The sequence below is a fragment of the Fluviicola sp. genome (assembly GCF_039596355.1).
In the GTDB taxonomy this organism is placed as follows: domain Bacteria; phylum Bacteroidota; class Bacteroidia; order Flavobacteriales_D; family Crocinitomicaceae; genus Fluviicola.
Genome location: NZ_JBCNJW010000004.1, coordinates 281254 through 298268, shown reverse-complemented (window position 1 = coordinate 298268; position 17015 = coordinate 281254). Strand labels below are relative to the sequence as shown.

Below are 17015 nucleotides of genomic sequence, written 5' to 3'. Positions count from 1 at the left end.
ACACGACCAAAATGACTTTTCCGATAAGATTGTGTTGGAATCGTGTAAATTTTATGAAACAGGGATTAATAAAATCGGTTTGGCGAACACGATTTGTTCAAATGAAGTTCACGAAAGGTTAAAGCCCAATCGATTTAGTGACTGTTTTTCAGGGATTGGAGCAGGATCTCAGCCAGTTTCAGGTCTACGGGGTTTGTTAGCTTAATATTTTCATCATTACCGGAGATTAAATGAATGCGTGTTCCGATGGATTCAACCACGCTGGCATCGTCTGTAAAGGAATGCGTATACTTTTGTTCGTAAGCCTTTTTCAGGAGTTTTCCTTCGAAAATCTGGGGTGTCTGAACAATTTGATACTGACTTCTGGGAACGGCAGCGCTGTGAGTTCCTTCTACCAGGCGCAGGGATTCTTTTACCGGAACTACCGGAATGACCGCCCGGTGTGTTTTGACCTCTTTAACCAGTTCCGACAAGACGTTTTTTCCTACAAAAGGACGAACCCCGTCGTGAACAGCGATCCAGTCGCCACTTGCTTTGTCGAGGGCATTTTTAATCGAGTCGAAACGTTCTTCTCCTCCTGAAACAACGGTATGCTGAATCTCACAAGCATGTTTTTCACACAGTTCCTGCCAGTCCTTCAGGTAATCTACCGGAAGCGTGACGATCAATTCCGCAGAAGGATCAAAGTGATGAATCCGTTCGATGGTATGTATGAGAACAGGTTTTCCGTCGAGCAGTAAAAATTGTTTGGGAGTAGCTCCTCCCATTCTTTTTCCGATTCCTCCGGCTGTGATGATGAATGTCAGCATGTGATAAATATAGTGGAAAAAATCTGTTGGCGCGCGATGCATTTTGTTGGTGCGCGATGCGTCGCGCACCAACAAAAAAGGCTCCTGTCAATCGACGGAGCCTTCCTAAAATTTATTATAAAGCGGAATAAATTACTTGATCTGGTTCGGATCTTTTTCTGCTTGCTTGTTGAACTTGTTTTGCCAGTTCAACCAGTAGAACAATCCGAAGAATCCAAGAATGATTACTGAATAATTAAAGATATCTCCGATGTTGTCATAAAACCATGCACCGTTCAAAATTTGTCCGAGTTTCCACCAAAATTGATTCATAATCCTTTTCTTTTATTGGAGACAAATGTAAATAAATAATTTGTTGATAAACTCTGATTTCGTTGAAAAAAAAGAATTTTTTGTCATTTAGAATCGTTTTAAACTTATTTGGCAAAAATTGAAACGGAGATTTGTTTTCCACTGAAAGAAGAATCCCTAACTTTGCAGTATTAAAATTTAAAGATTATGTACCCACCAGAACTCGTACAACCAATGAAGGAAGACCTTACACGTGTGGGCTTTCAACAACTTGAAACAGCATCGGATGTAGATGCAAGCATTCCAAACAGCGAAGGCGTTGCTTTGGTCGTAGTAAACTCTGTTTGCGGATGTGCAGCAGGAAACCTGCGTCCGGGAGTGAAATTGTCTTTGGACCAGGATGGAAAAAAACCCAATCATTTGCTGACTGTTTTTGCAGGAGTTGATACGGAAGCAACACAGCAGGCACGCAAATATTTCTTACCGTTCCCTCCGTCATCGCCATCTGTGGCTTTGTTCAAAGACGGGAAACTGGTTCATTTTTTAGAACGACACAATATCGAAGGAGTTACGGCAGCAATGATCGCTGAGAATTTAGCAGCTGCTTACGAGGAATTCTGTTAAGAGAATAGATTTTAGGACCTCAGGATTTTAAGACTTCAGGACTGGGTGACTCATACTGTCATAGGTTCTGAAGTCTTTTTGTCTTTTGTCCTGAAATCTTGGCGTCCTAATATCTCAATCATGTTTATCGATACACACACACACCTTTATTCCGAACAATTTGGTGAAGACCGGGCAGAAATGATCCAGCGGGCAATTGCTGCCGGAGTCGGACGCATGTACATGCCGAATATTGACCTGGATTCCATTGAAGGAATGCATGCACTGGAAGCACAATTTCCGGAACACTGTTTTTCAATGATGGGACTGCATCCCTGTTCGGTGAATGCAAACTGGGAACTGGTTCTGGCAAAAATGCGCCTGATGCTGGATAAACACCCGTATGTGGCAGTCGGAGAAATCGGAATTGACTTGTATTGGGATAAAACCTATATCAACGAGCAGAAAGAAGCTTTCAGAACCCAGATTCAATGGGCTAAAGAACTGCAGCTTCCGATCGTGATTCATGCACGGGATTCTTTTCCGGAGATTTACGAAGTATTGGATCAGGAAAACGACGAACGCCTGCGCGGGATTTTCCACTGTTTTACCGGAAACGAACAGGATGTTCAACAGATTCTGAACTACGGAGGATTTTCTTTCGGGATCGGGGGAGTGGTAACGTACAAAAAATCAGATCTTCCCGAAACCCTGAAACACATTCCGTTGGACAAACTATTACTGGAAACGGATGCGCCGTACCTGGCCCCAACTCCTTTCCGCGGAAAACGCAACGAGAGCGCTTACGTGGTTCATACGGCGGAGAAAATCGCAGAAATTCTCGACCTTCCGTTAAGTAAACTGGAAGAGATCACAACAGAAAATGCACTGAAAGTATTTCATCCGTAGTCGGGTACTTAACGGTCGATTTTTAATCATCAAATAAGTGACGCTTGCTTTCCAAATCATTGGGTTGAAGCAGCTTTTCAAATTCCTCCAACCGATTGAATACTTTGACCAGTTTCAGCATGCTTTCCAGTGAAATCATTCCGGTTTGCTCGAATTTTCTCAAGGTAGAAGCGGGAACCCCCGAACGATTGGCAAGGTCTTCCCGGCTCATTTTTCGTTCCTTACGCAACTGAGTAACCCGTTTACCGAAAATCAGTGTGATTTCTTTGGGAGTTTTTTCTAATCCGTACATTTAAAATGATACTATAATGTCAAAATAAATTTAATTAAAATCAAAACTCTGAAAGGTTTTTTACCGGATTTGTCAAAGTAACGGAATATTGTATAGCTTTGAGAATAAAGCTAATTCAATTCGATGCGTTCAATCTTAACGATTTCCGCGATTCTTTTATGCGGATTCACCTTTTCCCAGAAACAACAGGTACTTCGTACGAATATCAAAACGTTTCCGATGAAAGTTTCCAATGACGGCCCTCGCACGAGCCATACCTGGACCATTGCCCCGGATGTCAAACCAGATACTTATCAGACTTCGGGAAAAGAGGTTCGGTTCATTACAGATGTGGATTCCATCACGATCAAAGTCAGCAAGAAAAAGCCGGTTGTTGATTTTATTGTCATTTACAACCAGACAGATACTTGTCAAACCCGCATTCAATTTGTTGAGATTGCGGATCATCTCGGGAAATTGAAACACGCGAAAAAATACAATACTGCAGATGTCAGGGCGATTCCGGCGTTTACTTACCAGGATTCCAGCAATACCTACCTGAAAGCGCTGCGGAAAAAGTACAACCTGGATTCCATTGCCGGAGATGCAAGCGAAATTCACCAAATGCTGAACCTGATGCACTGGATTCACAACCTGGTGGAACACGATGGGCAGCATGGTAACCCGGAGGTCAAAAATGCAGATAATATGATCCGGGCCTGCAGCGATGGGTCGAGAGGTTTAAACTGCCGCGGACTGGCTATTTCACTCAATGAATGCTTCCTGGCGATGGGGTTTAAATCCCGCTACATCACTTGTATGCCGAAAGAACTGGAATTTGACGATTGTCATGTGATCAATATGGTTTACTCCAACGACCTGAACAAATGGATTTACCTGGATCCGACGCACGATGCATATGTGATGGATGAAAAAGGTGTTTTGCTGAGTGTGGAAGAAGTACGGGAACGGTTGATTACAGGGAAACCTTTGTTGCTGAATCCGGGAGCAAACTGGAACAATGAGCAGGCAACCTGGGCGGAAGATTACCTGTATTTTTATATGGCAAAAAACCTGTACCGCCTGGAATGCCCGGTATCCAGTGAGTACAATTATGAGACAAAACTTCCCGGAAAGAATACGGTTTATATAGAATTACTGCCGCTTGACGGAATCAATCAAACACCGCAAAAGACAGAAAGCGTGAACCAGGAAGCGAAATTTACCATGACTCACTACGTGACCAATAATCCGAATCTGTTCTGGGCTGTACCCGTCGTTAAATAGATTGCAGGAAGAAACTTCACTCCTGAGACTTGCTATTTCGCTAAAATCGGTGAACTTTGCTGCACAAATCGGAAGAGCATGAATACAAGCCCCCAGGTTCTCGTAATTTACACCGGTGGAACCATCGGAATGGTGAACGACCCGCAAACAGGTTCCCTCACTGCATTTGATTTCGGTGATGTATACAAACACATTCCGGAATTGGGGAGGTTGAACGTAGAGCTGACCACGCATGCCTTTCCGCATCCGATTGATTCTTCGGAAATGAACCCGGAGTGGTGGAAAGAAATGGCTGAACTGGTTTATTCCGGTTACCACCAATTTGATGGTTTTGTGATTCTTCACGGTTCAGATACCATGGCTTTTTCGGCTTCGGCTTTGAGCTTCATGCTCCAGGGATTGAAAAAACCGGTCATTTTCACCGGTTCGCAACTCCCGATCGGAACAATTCGTACAGACGGAAAGGAAAACCTCATCACGGCGATTGAAATTGCGGCAGCTAAAGATGAATCCGGGAATCCGAGAATCCAGGAAGTGGCTATTTACTTCGAGTATTCGCTGTATCGTGGAAACCGGACTTCCAAAGTTTCAGCTTCTTCTTTCGAAGCATTCCGTTCTCCGAACCTGCGTCCTTTGGCCGTAGCGGGAGTACATATTGATTACACCGGGGAAACATTTGCAACATCCGGAGATCTTGAATTATTCACAGATTTTGACGCTTCTGTGGGGCTGATCAAGTTTTTCCCGGGAATTAACTGGGAAATTTATGCTTCGATCTTCGACGTGAAAAAAGCGAAAGCAATTATCCTCGAAACGTATGGTTCCGGGAATGCGCCTTCAGATCAGCGTTTCCATGAATTGTTACTGGAATACCTCCGATCCGGCGGAATTGTTCTGAATATTACGCAGTGCTCAACCGGACGGGTGGAGCAGGGGAAATACGAAACGAGTTCTTTCTTCGAGAAAAACGGGATTTTATCCGGCTATGATCTCACCAGTGAAGCAGCGGTTACCAAAATGATGTATGCTTTGGGGAAATCGGCAGGGAATCCGGTTCTTGCGAAGGAAATTTTGGAGCGGTCTATCTGCGGAGAAGTCACGCTGTGATTGGGCAAATTATAACTTTTTCCCGCCACTGCGGGATGTCTATTCGTATTTTGAAGAGTAGCCGACGGGTTCTGAATACCAAATTTTTGTGTTCTTCGATTTTCAGCGAAATCCCCCTTTGATTACTCAATCCTCATCACCATTAACCCGTTCATTTCACACAGGTAAGCAACAAACTTCTGATCCGGCGAAAGGGTGAGACTGTGGCAGTTTTCGCCTTCGCTCGTCCAGATAATCTGTGGATCTTTTCCGGGCTTGGTAATAACCAGCGAAACGGAAAAATCGGCGGCCTCTTTCAACTGTATTCGAATTCCGGATTTGGAAATCACTTCCCGGGCATTAAAGGGAGAAACTGCCAGGAAACGTTTCAATTCGGTACTGTCCTTAATGGGCGAGACCGCTTTCGGGTTGTTCATGATCCCGATTTTCCGGTCGTGCCAGTCGGCAGGAGCCAGCTTCATTAATTTCAGGTCGAATTTATACCAGTCTCCAAAAGTATAGCAAGCTACAAAATCAGATTCCGGCGACCAAAGCGGGTATTCGTCGATGCCTTCTACATTGGCAACCAAAACGGTTTCCACTTTCATTTTTTTCATGGCTTTTTCGAGTGCTGTGGCTTCCTGGGCAGAAGCAAGCAGGGAAAAGAACAAAATCGACAAGGTAAAAAGAGGTTTCATAGCCCATGAGGTTTTGTCCAAAAGTAGGAGAATGCGGTGCTACACCGTTCGGGATTATGGAAAATTAACGTTTGGGGGAATAGAAGATCTGAAAAAGATCAATTCAATAAAAAATCCCAGGCTCGTAAACCCGGGATTCGTTCTGCAAAGAAGAGCGTACTAAACGCGATCATTGGATCGCACGAAGTTCCATTCTCCCTGATTAGTAGTGGTAGATTTGCAATATGGGAATTCTTTAAAAAGAGGGAAACCTTTTTTGTATCGCTTAAACGCGTACAAATATAGCGATAAGTCACCAGTTAGTGACTTGTTGCGGCATTTTGTTCGATTCTCAGCTTTTTAAGCTAGTGTATTTGCTCAAAAGCTTGCCGGTTGAGGAAGGAAATTGCCTCCTGGATTTGGCGGCGACCTTCTTCGCTGCTGATGTCTATGCCGCAGAACGTTCCGGTATTCATGGCGGTGTGCAGGTTCAGATAATAAATTCCTGCAACGAGAACCGCCGCAACTGCACGATAGCGTCCGGCGGATTCTCCGAAATGCGGGTCAGTCATATTACGGAATAGCAGTTCGCCTGTGCGTTCCTGGTTGTCAAGTAAGGTCGTCAGTGACTTTCGCTGTTCCGACAAACGCCAGAGAATGATCTTCTGAAGTTCAGGATTGCTGTTCATTTGTTCATATTGCTGTAGAAGCATGGCCTCGGAAAAGGCTTTCCCACCGTCAGTAACAGTTTGAGGAATCAACTCTTCTTTTACACTGCTCCAAAAATCCTTTGTCCGCAGATACTCATCCAGTAACTGATCCAGTCCGCCGAAATACTTATAGATCAATTTTTTATCCAGCCCGGCAACTTCTGCAATGGCATTGATTTTCAAAGCAGCAAACCCCTTGGTGGTCAGGATTTCACCGACCGCTTGTAAAAAACGTTCCCGGCTTCTTTCTTTATTTCGCACTGAATCTGGCATGATCGTATAAACTAAGGCAAATGTACAAAAACGGATGATCGGGTAGGATTGTCTTTTTGCAAGTGACAGAAAATGAGGAGTAATCAGGTAGGAAGAAATCGCAGATCAAATGGACAGAGCTAATTCATGATCCTGCAATCATTCGATGAACGATTGATCGCGATTTTCGTATTCAGAGTAAACGCGCATCGCTATAAAAACAAAAATCCCGACAGCAAAGCTCGTCGGGATTAGTTCTGGCAGAGAGGAAGAGATTCGAACTCTCGATACAGTTACCCGTATACTACCTTTCCAGGGTAGCTCCTTCAACCACTCGGACACCTCTCTGTATCATCTGAAAACCGTTTTTTCAAACCAACTTTCAGATTGTGGAGTGCAAAATTACAACTATTATTCGAATCCGCAAACATTCCTGGTTTTATCTTGATCGAATTCTGGTACACGCGGACAGATCTACCCGGCTTCTCCTTTCAATCGGTTTAACTCCTTCTGAAGATCATGCACCCGGTCGAGCAGGTGTTTGATGGTTTCCAATCCTTCCATATTTATTTCCAGTTCATAATGCAGGTGCATGTATTTTTCGAGATCGGAGAGTTGTTCAAACGTGATGAAAATTGTTTCATTGGAGCGGATCAATTCAATCAGACCGTGTTCATCCAGTTTTAGCACAAAGGAGCGTTCAATGTTGTAAACCACACAACATTGTTCAATGCTTATCCAATTTTCCTGTTCCATAATCACTTGTTTTTACGCTCGCCGGCAAGTTGTTCGATCAATTCTTTTTCTTTCGCAGTCAGGTTTGTGGGCAGTTGTATTTGGTATGTTACATACAGGTCACCAAATTCGCCTTCTTTTTTATAGACCGGGAATCCTTTTCCTTTCAGCCGTACCTTAGTGCCGTTCTGTGTTTCGGGAGCCACTTTCATTTTCACTTTCCCATCCAGTGTGTCGATGAATTCTTCACCGCCCAGCAAAGCCTTGTATAAATCCAGGGGAACTGTGGTGTAAAGGTCATTTCCCTTGCGCGTAAAAGAAGTGTTGTTTTTGATCTCAAACGTGATATACAAATCTCCGTTTGGTCCGCCATTCATGCCCGGAGCACCGTAACCTGCCAGTTTGATTTCCTGGCCGTTCTCTATTCCAGCCGGAACGGTGATACGGATGTTTTTCCCGTTCACTGTAAAAGTCTGCTGATGCGTTTTGGCGGCATCTGTTAGGTTCAGTTCCACAGAAGCGCGAAAATCCTGCCCCTTGAATTTGGTTTGTCTGCTACCTGCCCGATTTCCGAAAATAGACGAAAAAAAATCGGAGTAGTCACCGCCCTCTTCATACGTAAAATACTCGTTTCCGAACGGGTTGTCTGAGTTGCTGAAGGGATTTCCCTGGCCCTGTGCACCGGATGCCTGTTGCTGTTTACGGGCCTGTTCGAACTGCTCTGCATGCTTCCAGTCCTTGCCGTATTGGTCGTACTTCTTCCGGTTTTCCGGATCACTCAGCACTTCATTGGCCTCGTTGATTTGCTGGAATAATTTACTGGCTTCCGGGTTGTTGGGGTTTAAATCCGGGTGGTGTTTCCGGGCTAATTTCCGGTACGCTTTTTTGATTTCCTCTGCCGTGGCGTTCCTGTTAACCCCCAAAATCTTGTAATAATCGATATACTCCATACGATTGAACCTTGTGAATTGAAGTTACGGTTAAAATAGGAATTACACAAACAGTAAAAAATGATCCAGGTCAGGAAAAATGCAGGAAAAATCAGTTTGTTTTATTTGGACTTTTCTTCCAAACTTTTCCCATCTTTGAGTCATGAGAGAGACCATCATTGAAGCCATCCGAAAAATCGAGGAAGAAAGAAATATTCAAATTTTATTCGCTTGCGAAACAGGTTCAAGGGCCTGGGGCTTTCCTTCGCCTGATAGCGATTACGATATCCGGATCATCTACAAGCACCAGACAAGTTGGTATTTGAGCGTTTCGGAGAAGAAAGATACGCTGGAAGCCATGCTCAACGATGGCGACCTGGATATTACCGGCTGGGATATCCGGAAGTGCCTGCGTTTGCTGTGGAAATCGAACAGTGCGCTGCTGGAACGTTTGCAGTCGCCGGTGGTGTATTATGTGGAACCTGGTTTCCTGGAGATCATGCAGCCGCTTGCCGAAGCTTGTTTTGCCCCGGTTGCTTCGATGTACCATTACCTGAATATGGGAAAAAACAGTTTTGAAGAGATTGATGGTAAAGATGAGGTGAAATTGAAAAAGCTGTTTTACGCGTTGCGAGCTGCTTTTGCCTGCAAGTGGATCCTGGACAAAGATTCCATTCCGCCGATTGTTTTTCAGAAAATGCTCGATGAACTGGATATTCCTGCAGCTTTGAGAACCCGGATTTATGAATTGATCGAATTGAAATCCGGGAAAAACGAAGATTATCTGCACCCAGAGGAAGCCGCAATCAATGCGTTTATCCGCGAACAATTTGAGCGTTCCGAAAAAGAATCTCCGAATCTGAAAGGCCGAAAACAGAAAACGGCAGATTTAGACGGCGCGTTTTTAACCGTTTTGAATACCTTGTAATGGTCAGCCTGCACCAACTGCACGAAGAAAACCGGTTTCTGTTACTGAAATGTATCAGTGGGAGCCGGGCCTATGGATTGCATACTCCGCAGTCGGATACGGATTACAAGGGAATTTTCGTTTCGCCCAAGCGCGTGTATTACGGATTGAATCCGCAGGAGCAGATTAATAATGAAACGAACGATATCGTCTACTATGAGTGGAAGAAGATCGTGGATTTGTTGGGGAAAAACAACCCGACCGTTTTGGAATTGCTGGCAACTCCGGAAGAGTCTGTGCTCTACAAACATCCCCTGCTGCACCAGTTGCAGGTTTCGGATTTTCTTTCGAAATTATGCTGTCAGACTTTTGCCGGATATGCGCAATCGCAGGTGAAAAAGGCGCGCGGACTGAAGAAAAAGATCAGTAACCCGATGGAACCGGTGCGCAAAGAAATCCCGGATTTTTGCTACGTAATTGACGGCATGTACAGCATTCCACTGGCGCAGTGGCTTTCCGATTTCCGGATGAGTGCTGCGGATTGCGGATTGGTGAAAATTCCACACATGCGCGACGCGTTTGCACTGTTCCATACTTCCCAGTTGGAAAATGGTTCCCTGAAAGGAATCTATTCCGGTCCGGATGCAAACGATGTGTCGCTGAGTACTATTCCGATAGGTATTCGACCGCTGGCCTTGATGAGTTTCAATAAAGACGCTTATTCCATTCACTGCCGGGAATATGCTCAGTATTGGGAATGGATCGGAAAACGCAATGAAACCCGTTATCAAAGTACGGTTTCGCACGGCAAAAACTACGACGCCAAGAACATGATGCATACCTTCCGGCTGCTGCATATGGCGGAAGAAATTGCCCGTGAAGGAGTGCTTCATGTGAAAAGGCAAGACCGCGATTTCCTGATGCGTATCCGGGAAGGACAGTTCGAATACGAAGATTTGTTGCAGCAGGCAGAAGAAAAAGTACAGCTGATTGAAGAGCTGTTCGAAAAAAGCACCCTTCCGGATGAGCCGGATTTGAAAAAGCTGGAGGAATTGCTAATTGATGTACGCGATGCGTATTACAGGAATTGATTGCTGGTTGAGGGGTATTTTTTCCCGCAAATGCGCAAATAAAAGCTCGCCTAACGGTCTCGCCGGTTAAACGTAAAGATTATCGTTCTAAAATGACACGTTTGTATTGAAGTTTGGGGTTTCGAAAATTGACCAATAGTCCGACTTCCATCCCGGAAACTGCGAGGTAGTTGATAGTCTGTTCAAAATGTTCTTTGCAAAAATCAGATACTGCTTTTACTTCCAGTATAATACAGTCAAAAACAACAAAGTCTGCAAAGAATTGGTGTGGCAGAATCGTGTCTTTGTATCTAACCTGGTAACAAACTTCACGGGCAAATGGAATTCCATTTTTTTTGAATTCGTATTCCAAAGCATCTTTATAAACGATTTCAGAAAACCCAAAGCCTAATTCATTATGGACTTCCATGCAAAATCCGATAATTTCGTAGCATTCTTCTTTTAGTAAATAGTGTTCCATTTTACTTAAGTTAATCAAAAAGATCATTTGTTCAACTCAGAATGGAACTTTTTTCGTAATAAGGCGACCGGTAGGCGCCTATCAAATTTGCGCATTTGCGGGAAAGAGAGTAGCGGCGTAATTCACTACGCCACTACTAAATTAGATGTTTTTTATTCCGTTACAACCTCACGGCGTTCACCGATCTGCTGTCTCCACATGGCGTAATACAAGCCTTTTTCATCCAGTAATTCGCTATGTTTTCCAGTTTCGATGATCACACCTTTTTCCAGTACGAAAATGCGGTCTGCATGCATGATGGTCGACAAACGGTGTGCGATCAGTACCGTAATATGTTCTTTTTGATCCGTAATTTCGCGGATTGTATTTGAAATGGCTTCTTCCGTGATGGAATCCAGGGCTGAAGTGGCTTCATCAAAAACCATCAGGCGCGGATGGCGCAGTAAGGCACGGGCAATGGACAAACGTTGTTTTTCGCCACCGCTCAATTTCATACCACCTTCACCGATTACTGTATCGACTCCATATTCACTGCGGGCGATCAGGTTGGTACAGGAAGCTTTTTCCAGCGCGATGTCGATCTCTTCTTCCGTTGCATCCGGTTTGACGAACAAGAGGTTTTCACGGATGGTTCCAGAGAACAATTGGGTGTCCTGGGTCACGAAACCAAGCTGCTGTTGCAATTCTTCCTTATCGATCTCGGAGCTGCTCACACCGTTATACGTGATTTCTCCGCTTGGAGCAGTATACAATCCAACCAGCAGTTTCACAAGTGTACTTTTCCCGGAACCACTTGGCCCGACAAATGCGATCGTTTCTCCTTTATTGACTTCGAAGGAAATATTGCTCAATGCATCGTAGGAAGCTGTTTTGTGACGGAATCCGACGTTGTGGAATGCCAGTTTTTCAATCGCGTTCAGTTTACGCGGATGAACCGGTTTTGCTTCGATCGGCGTATTGATGATTTGCTCGAAATTATTCAGAGAAGCTTCTGCTTCCCGGTATGAAATAATGACGTTCCCGACTTCCTGCAACGGCCCGAAAATGAAGAAGGAGTAGAACTGGAGCGTCATAATTTGACCGATAGTCAGCACATCTTTGAATAATAGGTACATCAGGAAGAACATGATGGACTGGCGCATGAAGTTCACAAAGGTCCCCTGGATAAAGGAAATACTTCTGATTTGACGCACTTTTTTCAACTCTAGCTGCAGGATTTTCCGGGTTGTGTCATTCAAACGCTCCGTTTCCTGAGTTGCCAATCCCAAACTTTTCACCAATTCGATGTTGCGCAAACTTTCGGTGGTACTTCCTGCCAGTTGATTGGTTTCCTTCACAATGGTTGTCTGCACTTTCTTGATGCGTTTCGAAAGTTTATTCGTGATATAACTCAACAGTAAGGCAGAACCCAGGTAGATCAGAATCAGTCCGGGATGCACACTTAGGGCATAAACGATTACGAACACCAAACCAACGAGCGAGGTAAAGAGGATGTTGACAAAGTTCGTGATGAACTTTTCATTGTCGAGGCGCACTTTTTGCAGGATATTCAGCGTTTCGCCACTGCGTTTGTCTTCAAATTCGCTGAATGGAATCTGGAGTGTGTGTTTTAGTCCGTCGGTGTAAATGTCTGCACCAACCTTTTGAATCGTCAGGTTGACGGTGTAATCCTGGAATGCTTTTGCAATACGGCTCACCATGGCTGCACCGATCGCCAGTCCGATCAGTCCGGCCACTCCAACAAGGAAATCAGATTGTGAATAATCTCCTTTGTGAGAAGCATATCTGTCGAGTAATTTCCCGAAGATGTAAGGATCCAGAAGAGAGAAAACCTGGTTAACACTTGCCAGGATCATGGAAAGGAAAACGAGTCCTTTGTAACGTTTCAGATAAGATACGAGAATTTTCATGTAACTGTAAAAATGAAGTTTTTTCCTGAAGAATGAATTGTCTGAATATTAAAAATATCGGGTCTGTATGATTGTTTCAATCAGGAGGTGCAAAAGTAATGAAAAGTAATGATTTACACCAATCGATTTTTGACCTATTTGAATCAAAATTTGATACCATTGAGGAAAATGAAGGCTTCTGAAAAGAATGGATTGATATGTTTGTTTCAAATACAGCCAAATGAAACGATCCATCTTCCTTGTACTGCTCTCTCTGAGTGTGTTGATTCCAAAAGCGGGGTTTTCGGAATGCGCTCCTTTTTACTTCCGCATTTGGCCGGAAGGTGAAACATTGAATAGAAACCCGATGGTTGTCCTGAATTTTTCTGAGTCCGATTATCCCTGGAGTAAGAAATCAGAATTGGTAGCTCCGGAGTTGGGTAAAAAAATCCGGTTCTTTTTCAAATCCGAGCATTCATCGATTCCGTTGAGATTGATCCAGCGAAACCGTGGAAAGTCTGATGAAAACCAGGTAATCCTGAAACCTGCGCGTTTACTCGAACCAGGTGTGGAGTATACTCTGGAGTTTTTCTGCCAGGATTCTGTTTTGGCGAAAAGATTTCTGCAAAATATCCGGTTCCGCTCCCGTAGCTGGGTTGTGAAGAATGAAATCGATAAGGAAGTGCCGGTCTGGTTGTCTGAGCCTGTATTTCAGTTTAAGAATTACGTTCGTTACGGATGTGGTCCGGAAAGCTATTGGAAATTTTGTGCCTCATTCAAAGACCAGTCTGCTGTTTTCATCCAAACCATTGTGAGACATTTGGAAAGTGGAAAAATCTCGGAGTATCTGCTCTTGCCCGATACCCATTCGCTTGTAGTCGGATATCATATGTGTGGCGGTGCATTCAATATGGTTCCCGGTGAACATTATTCCGTTTCGTTTAACCTGGTCGACGCATCCGGAAATACGCTGAATCAATTTTCCGATCCGGTTTTTGTTCAGGCCCCCACAGAATCCGATTATCTGTCGGAAGAGGAATTGGAAAAAAAGAAATGTCCCTGTGTTTCTGAGCAAAACGAATTAGAAGAAAGAGTCTCATTGGATTTTGCCTGGATTTTGGGAATCGTTGCCTTGATTGTGCTGTTGGCTGTTGCCAATTGGTATCGAAATGCGATAAAGTAATGGATAAATGTCCATGTCATGAGTACAACAAAAGATCAGGCACGATTTGATGCACGGCTTTCCAGAGAGCAGAAGTAGTTTTATGCCAAATACGATTTTATCAAACTGCCGGATAGTGGAAAAATGATTCTTCCCACCGGAACATTGAGCGCACTTTTTGGAGCATAAAAAACCTTCTTTCTCTAAACAGATAGCTGTTCCGAAAAAGAAGGTCTATGTAGGGGCAACCCGAAAGTTCTTAATGGTCTGCAGCCACTGCTTTTGTTCCTTTTTTGTAACGAATCAACAGCGTAATCGGGACACAGATCAAAATCAATCCTGCTACCATGAGGAATCCGTGGTCATAGCTGACCAGCATCTGCTGTTTGGTCATCAGGTTATCCATCGTCTGGTTGGCCATCATTTCGGCATCCACACTGGAAAATCCTTTGGAAATATAGTTTTGTGACAGCATCTGGATGCGTTCCGTAACCGTATCACTGTACTGGTTAATGTAAGCCACCATGTTTCCGCGCACCAGGGCGTTTTGATCACTCAAATACAAGTTGATCAATGCGATTCCGACGGAACCTCCCAACTGGCGGATCATGTTGGACAAACCGATCGCCTGCGGAATATCCTTTGGATTCAAACCTCCTACTGCCAGGGTCAAAATCGGTGACATCATGAATGCCATCCCGAATCCGCGCAGCGCAAAAGGCAGGTAGAAATTCCATTCGGAAGAATCCGGAGAGGAGAAGGACAACATGAACACGAAGGTAAATGTCATCGTAATTCCCATCATGATTACCGCTTTCGGGTTCATTCCCCGGCCTAAGAGCTGGGCAACGAGCGGCATGGCGAACGCCGTACAAAGTGCTCCCGGAATCATAAATGTTCCGGTCTGTGTGGCGGTCCATCCCAGTGAAATCTGTACGAAAAGCGGGAAGATGAATACCGTTCCGAAGAGCATCAATCCCAAAAGGAAGTTCATGATCGCACCCATTACCATGTTGTAATTGGCATACAAGCGGATATTTACAGCCGGATGTTTGACACTTAGCTCCCGGATGATGAAAGCAATCAACCCGGCAATACCGATAATGGTCATTGCAACGATCTCATGGCTTTCAAACCAGTCTTCAGATGTTCCTTCTTCCAGTACAAATTGAATGGAGCCGATCGCAACAATCAGGAAAATAATTCCCCACCAGTCAATTTTCTTGGGCCTGACGGCTCCGGGTCGATCGGTCACATAGGTATAACTCAGGATCGTCGCAACGATTCCAATCGGAATATTTACGAAGAATACCCAGTGCCAGGAGAAGTTATCGGTAATGTAACCACCCAAAGTTGGCCCGAATGTTGGCCCGAGGATGAGTCCCATACCGAAGATAGCATTTGCTACAGAGATTTTTTCCGGGGGGAAGGCTCCGATAATGATGGATTGTGCTGTAGAAAGCAAACCACCACCACCTAATCCTTGCACAAAGCGCCAGAAAACAAGTGTCCACAGATTGGACGAAAGTCCACACATCAGGGAGGCAATAGTAAAGATGATCACAGATCCGGTAAAGTAATTCCGGCGACCGAAGAAGTCACTGAGCATACTTGTAAGCGGAATAATGATAACATTGGAGATGGCGTAGGCTGTAACTACCCAGGCAATTTCCGTTGTTGTAGCACCCACACTACCACTGATTTCACGTAAGGCTACGTTTACAATGGTGGTGTCGAGGAGCTCCAGGATTGCACAGCTGATCGCTGTGATGACCAGGATCCATCTTTCTGCCCCCGTCGGGTAAACGATCGGTGTTTTTAAAGCAGAAGTTTCCACGTGATTCTTATTTAACTTTTACTGAAACGTTCGCACTCAAACCCGGGAACAACAACTTGGATTCTTCCTTGGTCAAGTGATTGATAGTGATTTTTACCGGAACACGCTGAACGATTTTCACGAAGTTTCCGGTAGCATTGTCCGGAGGAAGCAGGGAGAATTTTGCTCCTGTAGCTCCTACGAAAGAGTTCAGTTTACCAGCCAGTTTCAGGTGTGGGTATGCATCGATGCGGATTTCGACAGGTTGTCCAACGCGCATGTGCTCCAATTGCGTTTCTTTAAAGTTTGCGCTGATCCACAGGTTGGTGTTGTCTACCGTAGAACAAACAGACTGTCCGGTAGAAACGTATTGTCCTACTTCTACACTTCTTTTAGAAACGATTCCGTCACACGGAGCTTCGATGGTTGCATAGTCCAATTGTGTTTTCGCCAGGTTCAATTCCGCTTCGCGCTGACGAACCAACGCTTCAGCCAAAGAAATCATGGATTGTTGTCCCAAAGCCTGTGATTTCACACCTGCAGATTGAGATTGAGATACTTTCAGCAATTTCTGAGCCGATTCATATTGTGCCTGCGCTACTTCCAATTCTGCTGTTGCGTTATCCATCTCAGCCTGTGTGGAAGCTTTTGCGTCGAACATGTTTTTGATCCGCTTGTAATCTGCCTGCGATTTATTCAAACGTGCTTTGGCAGAATTGATGCTTTGTTGTGAAGATTCTGCTGAAAACAGGGACGCAACGGCATTTTGATTGGATGCGCTTGCATTATTTTGTGCGGCTTTCAGGTTTGCTTTTGCATTTTCCAATGCTGCTTCTGCCTGAGCAAGTTTCGCGCGGTATTCTGTATCGTCAATTGTAACGAGCAATTGTCCTTTTTTCACTTCCTGGTTGTCTTCGAAATGTACTTTCTGAACATAACCGGAAATCGATGAGCGGATCGGGATGATGTTTGCATCGATTTGAGCATTATCCGTTGATTCCGTTCCGCCACCCATTAAAAAGATGACGATTCCGACGATAACAACGGCAGCCAATCCACCGATAATGAACTTCATACGTTTTTTGGAGGAGTTCTTCTTTTGTTTTTTTGTTTCTTTATTTTCCATGAGTT

Annotated in this window: 18 protein-coding genes and 1 tRNA gene; 7 read left to right on the top strand and 12 right to left on the bottom strand. The window is 44.4% G+C overall.

Annotation, left to right across the window (positions count from 1 at the left end; translation table 11 throughout):
* Nucleotides 1–134: 134 nt before the first annotated feature.
* A complete protein-coding gene (locus ABDV94_RS11155; protein ID WP_343747255.1) occupies nt 135–809 on the bottom strand; it encodes a 2-C-methyl-D-erythritol 4-phosphate cytidylyltransferase in 675 nt (224 codons plus the stop codon).
* 132 nt (nt 810–941) lie between these two features.
* Nucleotides 942–1121 carry a hypothetical protein gene (locus tag ABDV94_RS11150; RefSeq protein WP_343747254.1) on the bottom strand — a complete coding sequence of 60 codons (180 nt, stop codon included), beginning with the start codon at nt 1119–1121 and terminating at the stop codon, nt 942–944.
* A gap of 186 nt (nt 1122–1307) precedes the next feature.
* Here ABDV94_RS11150 and ABDV94_RS11145 point away from each other — a divergent pair, with 186 nt between their 5' ends.
* Together ABDV94_RS11145 and ABDV94_RS11140 are read left to right on the top strand one after the other, a co-directional pair.
* On the top strand, nt 1308–1724 hold the full coding sequence (locus ABDV94_RS11145; protein ID WP_343747253.1) for a BrxA/BrxB family bacilliredoxin: 417 nt from the start codon (nt 1308–1310) through the stop codon (nt 1722–1724).
* A gap of 120 nt (nt 1725–1844) precedes the next feature.
* On the top strand, nt 1845–2612 hold the full coding sequence (locus tag ABDV94_RS11140) for a TatD family hydrolase (RefSeq protein WP_343747252.1): 768 nt from the start codon (nt 1845–1847) through the stop codon (nt 2610–2612).
* Nucleotides 2613–2634: 22 nt separating this feature from the next.
* On the opposite strand, the gene ABDV94_RS11135 is transcribed toward ABDV94_RS11140, so the two are convergent.
* Nucleotides 2635–2904, bottom strand: a complete 270-nt coding sequence (locus ABDV94_RS11135) for a helix-turn-helix transcriptional regulator (RefSeq protein ID WP_343747251.1) — start codon at nt 2902–2904, stop codon at nt 2635–2637.
* Nucleotides 2905–3027: 123 nt separating this feature from the next.
* Here ABDV94_RS11135 and ABDV94_RS11130 point away from each other — a divergent pair, with 123 nt between their 5' ends.
* Nucleotides 3028–4170 (top strand): transglutaminase domain-containing protein, encoded by a 1143-nt coding sequence (locus ABDV94_RS11130; RefSeq protein WP_343747250.1) that lies wholly within the window; start codon nt 3028–3030, stop codon nt 4168–4170.
* Nucleotides 4171–4248: 78 nt separating this feature from the next.
* The gene (locus ABDV94_RS11125) at nt 4249–5277 is read left to right on the top strand and encodes an asparaginase (RefSeq protein WP_343747249.1); all 1029 of its coding nucleotides are present in this window, start codon (nt 4249–4251) and stop codon (nt 5275–5277) included.
* A gap of 122 nt (nt 5278–5399) precedes the next feature.
* Here ABDV94_RS11125 and ABDV94_RS11120 read toward each other — a convergent pair whose 3' ends face one another.
* The 5 genes from ABDV94_RS11120 to ABDV94_RS11100 all read right to left on the bottom strand — a co-directional run bounded on the left by ABDV94_RS11120 (nt 5400) and on the right by ABDV94_RS11100 (nt 8580).
* Complete coding sequence (locus tag ABDV94_RS11120) at nt 5400–5954, bottom strand: hypothetical protein (RefSeq protein ID WP_343747248.1); 555 nt, start codon at nt 5952–5954, stop codon at nt 5400–5402.
* A gap of 344 nt (nt 5955–6298) precedes the next feature.
* A complete protein-coding gene (locus tag ABDV94_RS11115; RefSeq protein ID WP_343747247.1) occupies nt 6299–6916 on the bottom strand; it encodes a TetR/AcrR family transcriptional regulator in 618 nt (205 codons plus the stop codon).
* Nucleotides 6917–7153: 237 nt separating this feature from the next.
* Nucleotides 7154–7243 (bottom strand) — tRNA-Ser (locus ABDV94_RS11110).
* 126 nt (nt 7244–7369) lie between these two features.
* Entirely contained in the window at nt 7370–7651 is a 282-nt protein-coding gene (locus tag ABDV94_RS11105; protein WP_343747246.1) for a chaperone modulator CbpM, read from the bottom strand.
* Nucleotides 7652–7653: 2 nt separating this feature from the next.
* Entirely contained in the window at nt 7654–8580 is a 927-nt protein-coding gene (locus ABDV94_RS11100; protein ID WP_343747245.1) for a DnaJ C-terminal domain-containing protein, read from the bottom strand.
* A gap of 142 nt (nt 8581–8722) precedes the next feature.
* Between ABDV94_RS11100 and ABDV94_RS11095 the strand changes: the two genes are divergently transcribed.
* Nucleotides 8723–9487 (top strand): nucleotidyltransferase domain-containing protein, encoded by a 765-nt coding sequence (locus ABDV94_RS11095; RefSeq protein ID WP_343747244.1) that lies wholly within the window; start codon nt 8723–8725, stop codon nt 9485–9487.
* Nucleotides 9487–10557 carry a nucleotidyltransferase domain-containing protein gene (locus tag ABDV94_RS11090; protein WP_343747243.1) on the top strand — a complete coding sequence of 357 codons (1071 nt, stop codon included), beginning with the start codon at nt 9487–9489 and terminating at the stop codon, nt 10555–10557. Before ABDV94_RS11095 ends, ABDV94_RS11090 begins: the two co-directional genes overlap by 1 nt.
* A 79-nt stretch (nt 10558–10636) precedes the next feature.
* On the opposite strand, the gene ABDV94_RS11085 is transcribed toward ABDV94_RS11090, so the two are convergent.
* Both ABDV94_RS11085 and ABDV94_RS11080 read right to left on the bottom strand, forming a co-directional pair.
* Entirely contained in the window at nt 10637–11017 is a 381-nt protein-coding gene (locus ABDV94_RS11085) for a GxxExxY protein (protein WP_343747242.1), read from the bottom strand.
* Between the two features lie 152 nt (nt 11018–11169).
* Entirely contained in the window at nt 11170–12927 is a 1758-nt protein-coding gene (locus tag ABDV94_RS11080) for an ABC transporter ATP-binding protein (RefSeq protein ID WP_343747241.1), read from the bottom strand.
* A 220-nt stretch (nt 12928–13147) separates the two neighbouring features.
* Here ABDV94_RS11080 and ABDV94_RS11075 point away from each other — a divergent pair, with 220 nt between their 5' ends.
* A complete protein-coding gene (locus ABDV94_RS11075; RefSeq protein ID WP_343747240.1) occupies nt 13148–14089 on the top strand; it encodes a hypothetical protein in 942 nt (313 codons plus the stop codon).
* A 238-nt stretch (nt 14090–14327) separates the two neighbouring features.
* Here the strand turns inward: ABDV94_RS11075 and ABDV94_RS11070 are convergent, their stop codons facing one another.
* A complete protein-coding gene (locus ABDV94_RS11070) occupies nt 14328–15905 on the bottom strand; it encodes a DHA2 family efflux MFS transporter permease subunit (protein ID WP_343747239.1) in 1578 nt (525 codons plus the stop codon).
* A gap of 7 nt (nt 15906–15912) precedes the next feature.
* Entirely contained in the window at nt 15913–17010 is a 1098-nt protein-coding gene (locus tag ABDV94_RS11065; protein ID WP_343747238.1) for an HlyD family secretion protein, read from the bottom strand.
* Nucleotides 17011–17015: the final 5 nt, after the last annotated feature.

Coding starts and splice junctions, on each gene's coding strand:
- ABDV94_RS11155 (WP_343747255.1), bottom strand. CDS start 809: ATGCTGACATTCATCATCACAGCCGGAGGAATCGGAAAAAGAATGGGA.
- ABDV94_RS11150 (WP_343747254.1), bottom strand. CDS start 1,121: ATGAATCAATTTTGGTGGAAACTCGGACAAATTTTGAACGGTGCATGG.
- ABDV94_RS11145 (WP_343747253.1), top strand. CDS start 1,308: ATGTACCCACCAGAACTCGTACAACCAATGAAGGAAGACCTTACACGT.
- ABDV94_RS11140 (WP_343747252.1), top strand. CDS start 1,845: ATGTTTATCGATACACACACACACCTTTATTCCGAACAATTTGGTGAA.
- ABDV94_RS11135 (WP_343747251.1), bottom strand. CDS start 2,904: ATGTACGGATTAGAAAAAACTCCCAAAGAAATCACACTGATTTTCGGT.
- ABDV94_RS11130 (WP_343747250.1), top strand. CDS start 3,028: ATGCGTTCAATCTTAACGATTTCCGCGATTCTTTTATGCGGATTCACC.
- ABDV94_RS11125 (WP_343747249.1), top strand. CDS start 4,249: ATGAATACAAGCCCCCAGGTTCTCGTAATTTACACCGGTGGAACCATC.
- ABDV94_RS11120 (WP_343747248.1), bottom strand. CDS start 5,954: ATGAAACCTCTTTTTACCTTGTCGATTTTGTTCTTTTCCCTGCTTGCT.
- ABDV94_RS11115 (WP_343747247.1), bottom strand. CDS start 6,916: ATGCCAGATTCAGTGCGAAATAAAGAAAGAAGCCGGGAACGTTTTTTA.
- ABDV94_RS11105 (WP_343747246.1), bottom strand. CDS start 7,651: ATGGAACAGGAAAATTGGATAAGCATTGAACAATGTTGTGTGGTTTAC.
- ABDV94_RS11100 (WP_343747245.1), bottom strand. CDS start 8,580: ATGGAGTATATCGATTATTACAAGATTTTGGGGGTTAACAGGAACGCC.
- ABDV94_RS11095 (WP_343747244.1), top strand. CDS start 8,723: ATGAGAGAGACCATCATTGAAGCCATCCGAAAAATCGAGGAAGAAAGA.
- ABDV94_RS11090 (WP_343747243.1), top strand. CDS start 9,487: ATGGTCAGCCTGCACCAACTGCACGAAGAAAACCGGTTTCTGTTACTG.
- ABDV94_RS11085 (WP_343747242.1), bottom strand. CDS start 11,017: ATGGAACACTATTTACTAAAAGAAGAATGCTACGAAATTATCGGATTT.
- ABDV94_RS11080 (WP_343747241.1), bottom strand. CDS start 12,927: ATGAAAATTCTCGTATCTTATCTGAAACGTTACAAAGGACTCGTTTTC.
- ABDV94_RS11075 (WP_343747240.1), top strand. CDS start 13,148: ATGAAACGATCCATCTTCCTTGTACTGCTCTCTCTGAGTGTGTTGATT.
- ABDV94_RS11065 (WP_343747238.1), bottom strand. CDS start 17,010: ATGGAAAATAAAGAAACAAAAAAACAAAAGAAGAACTCCTCCAAAAAA.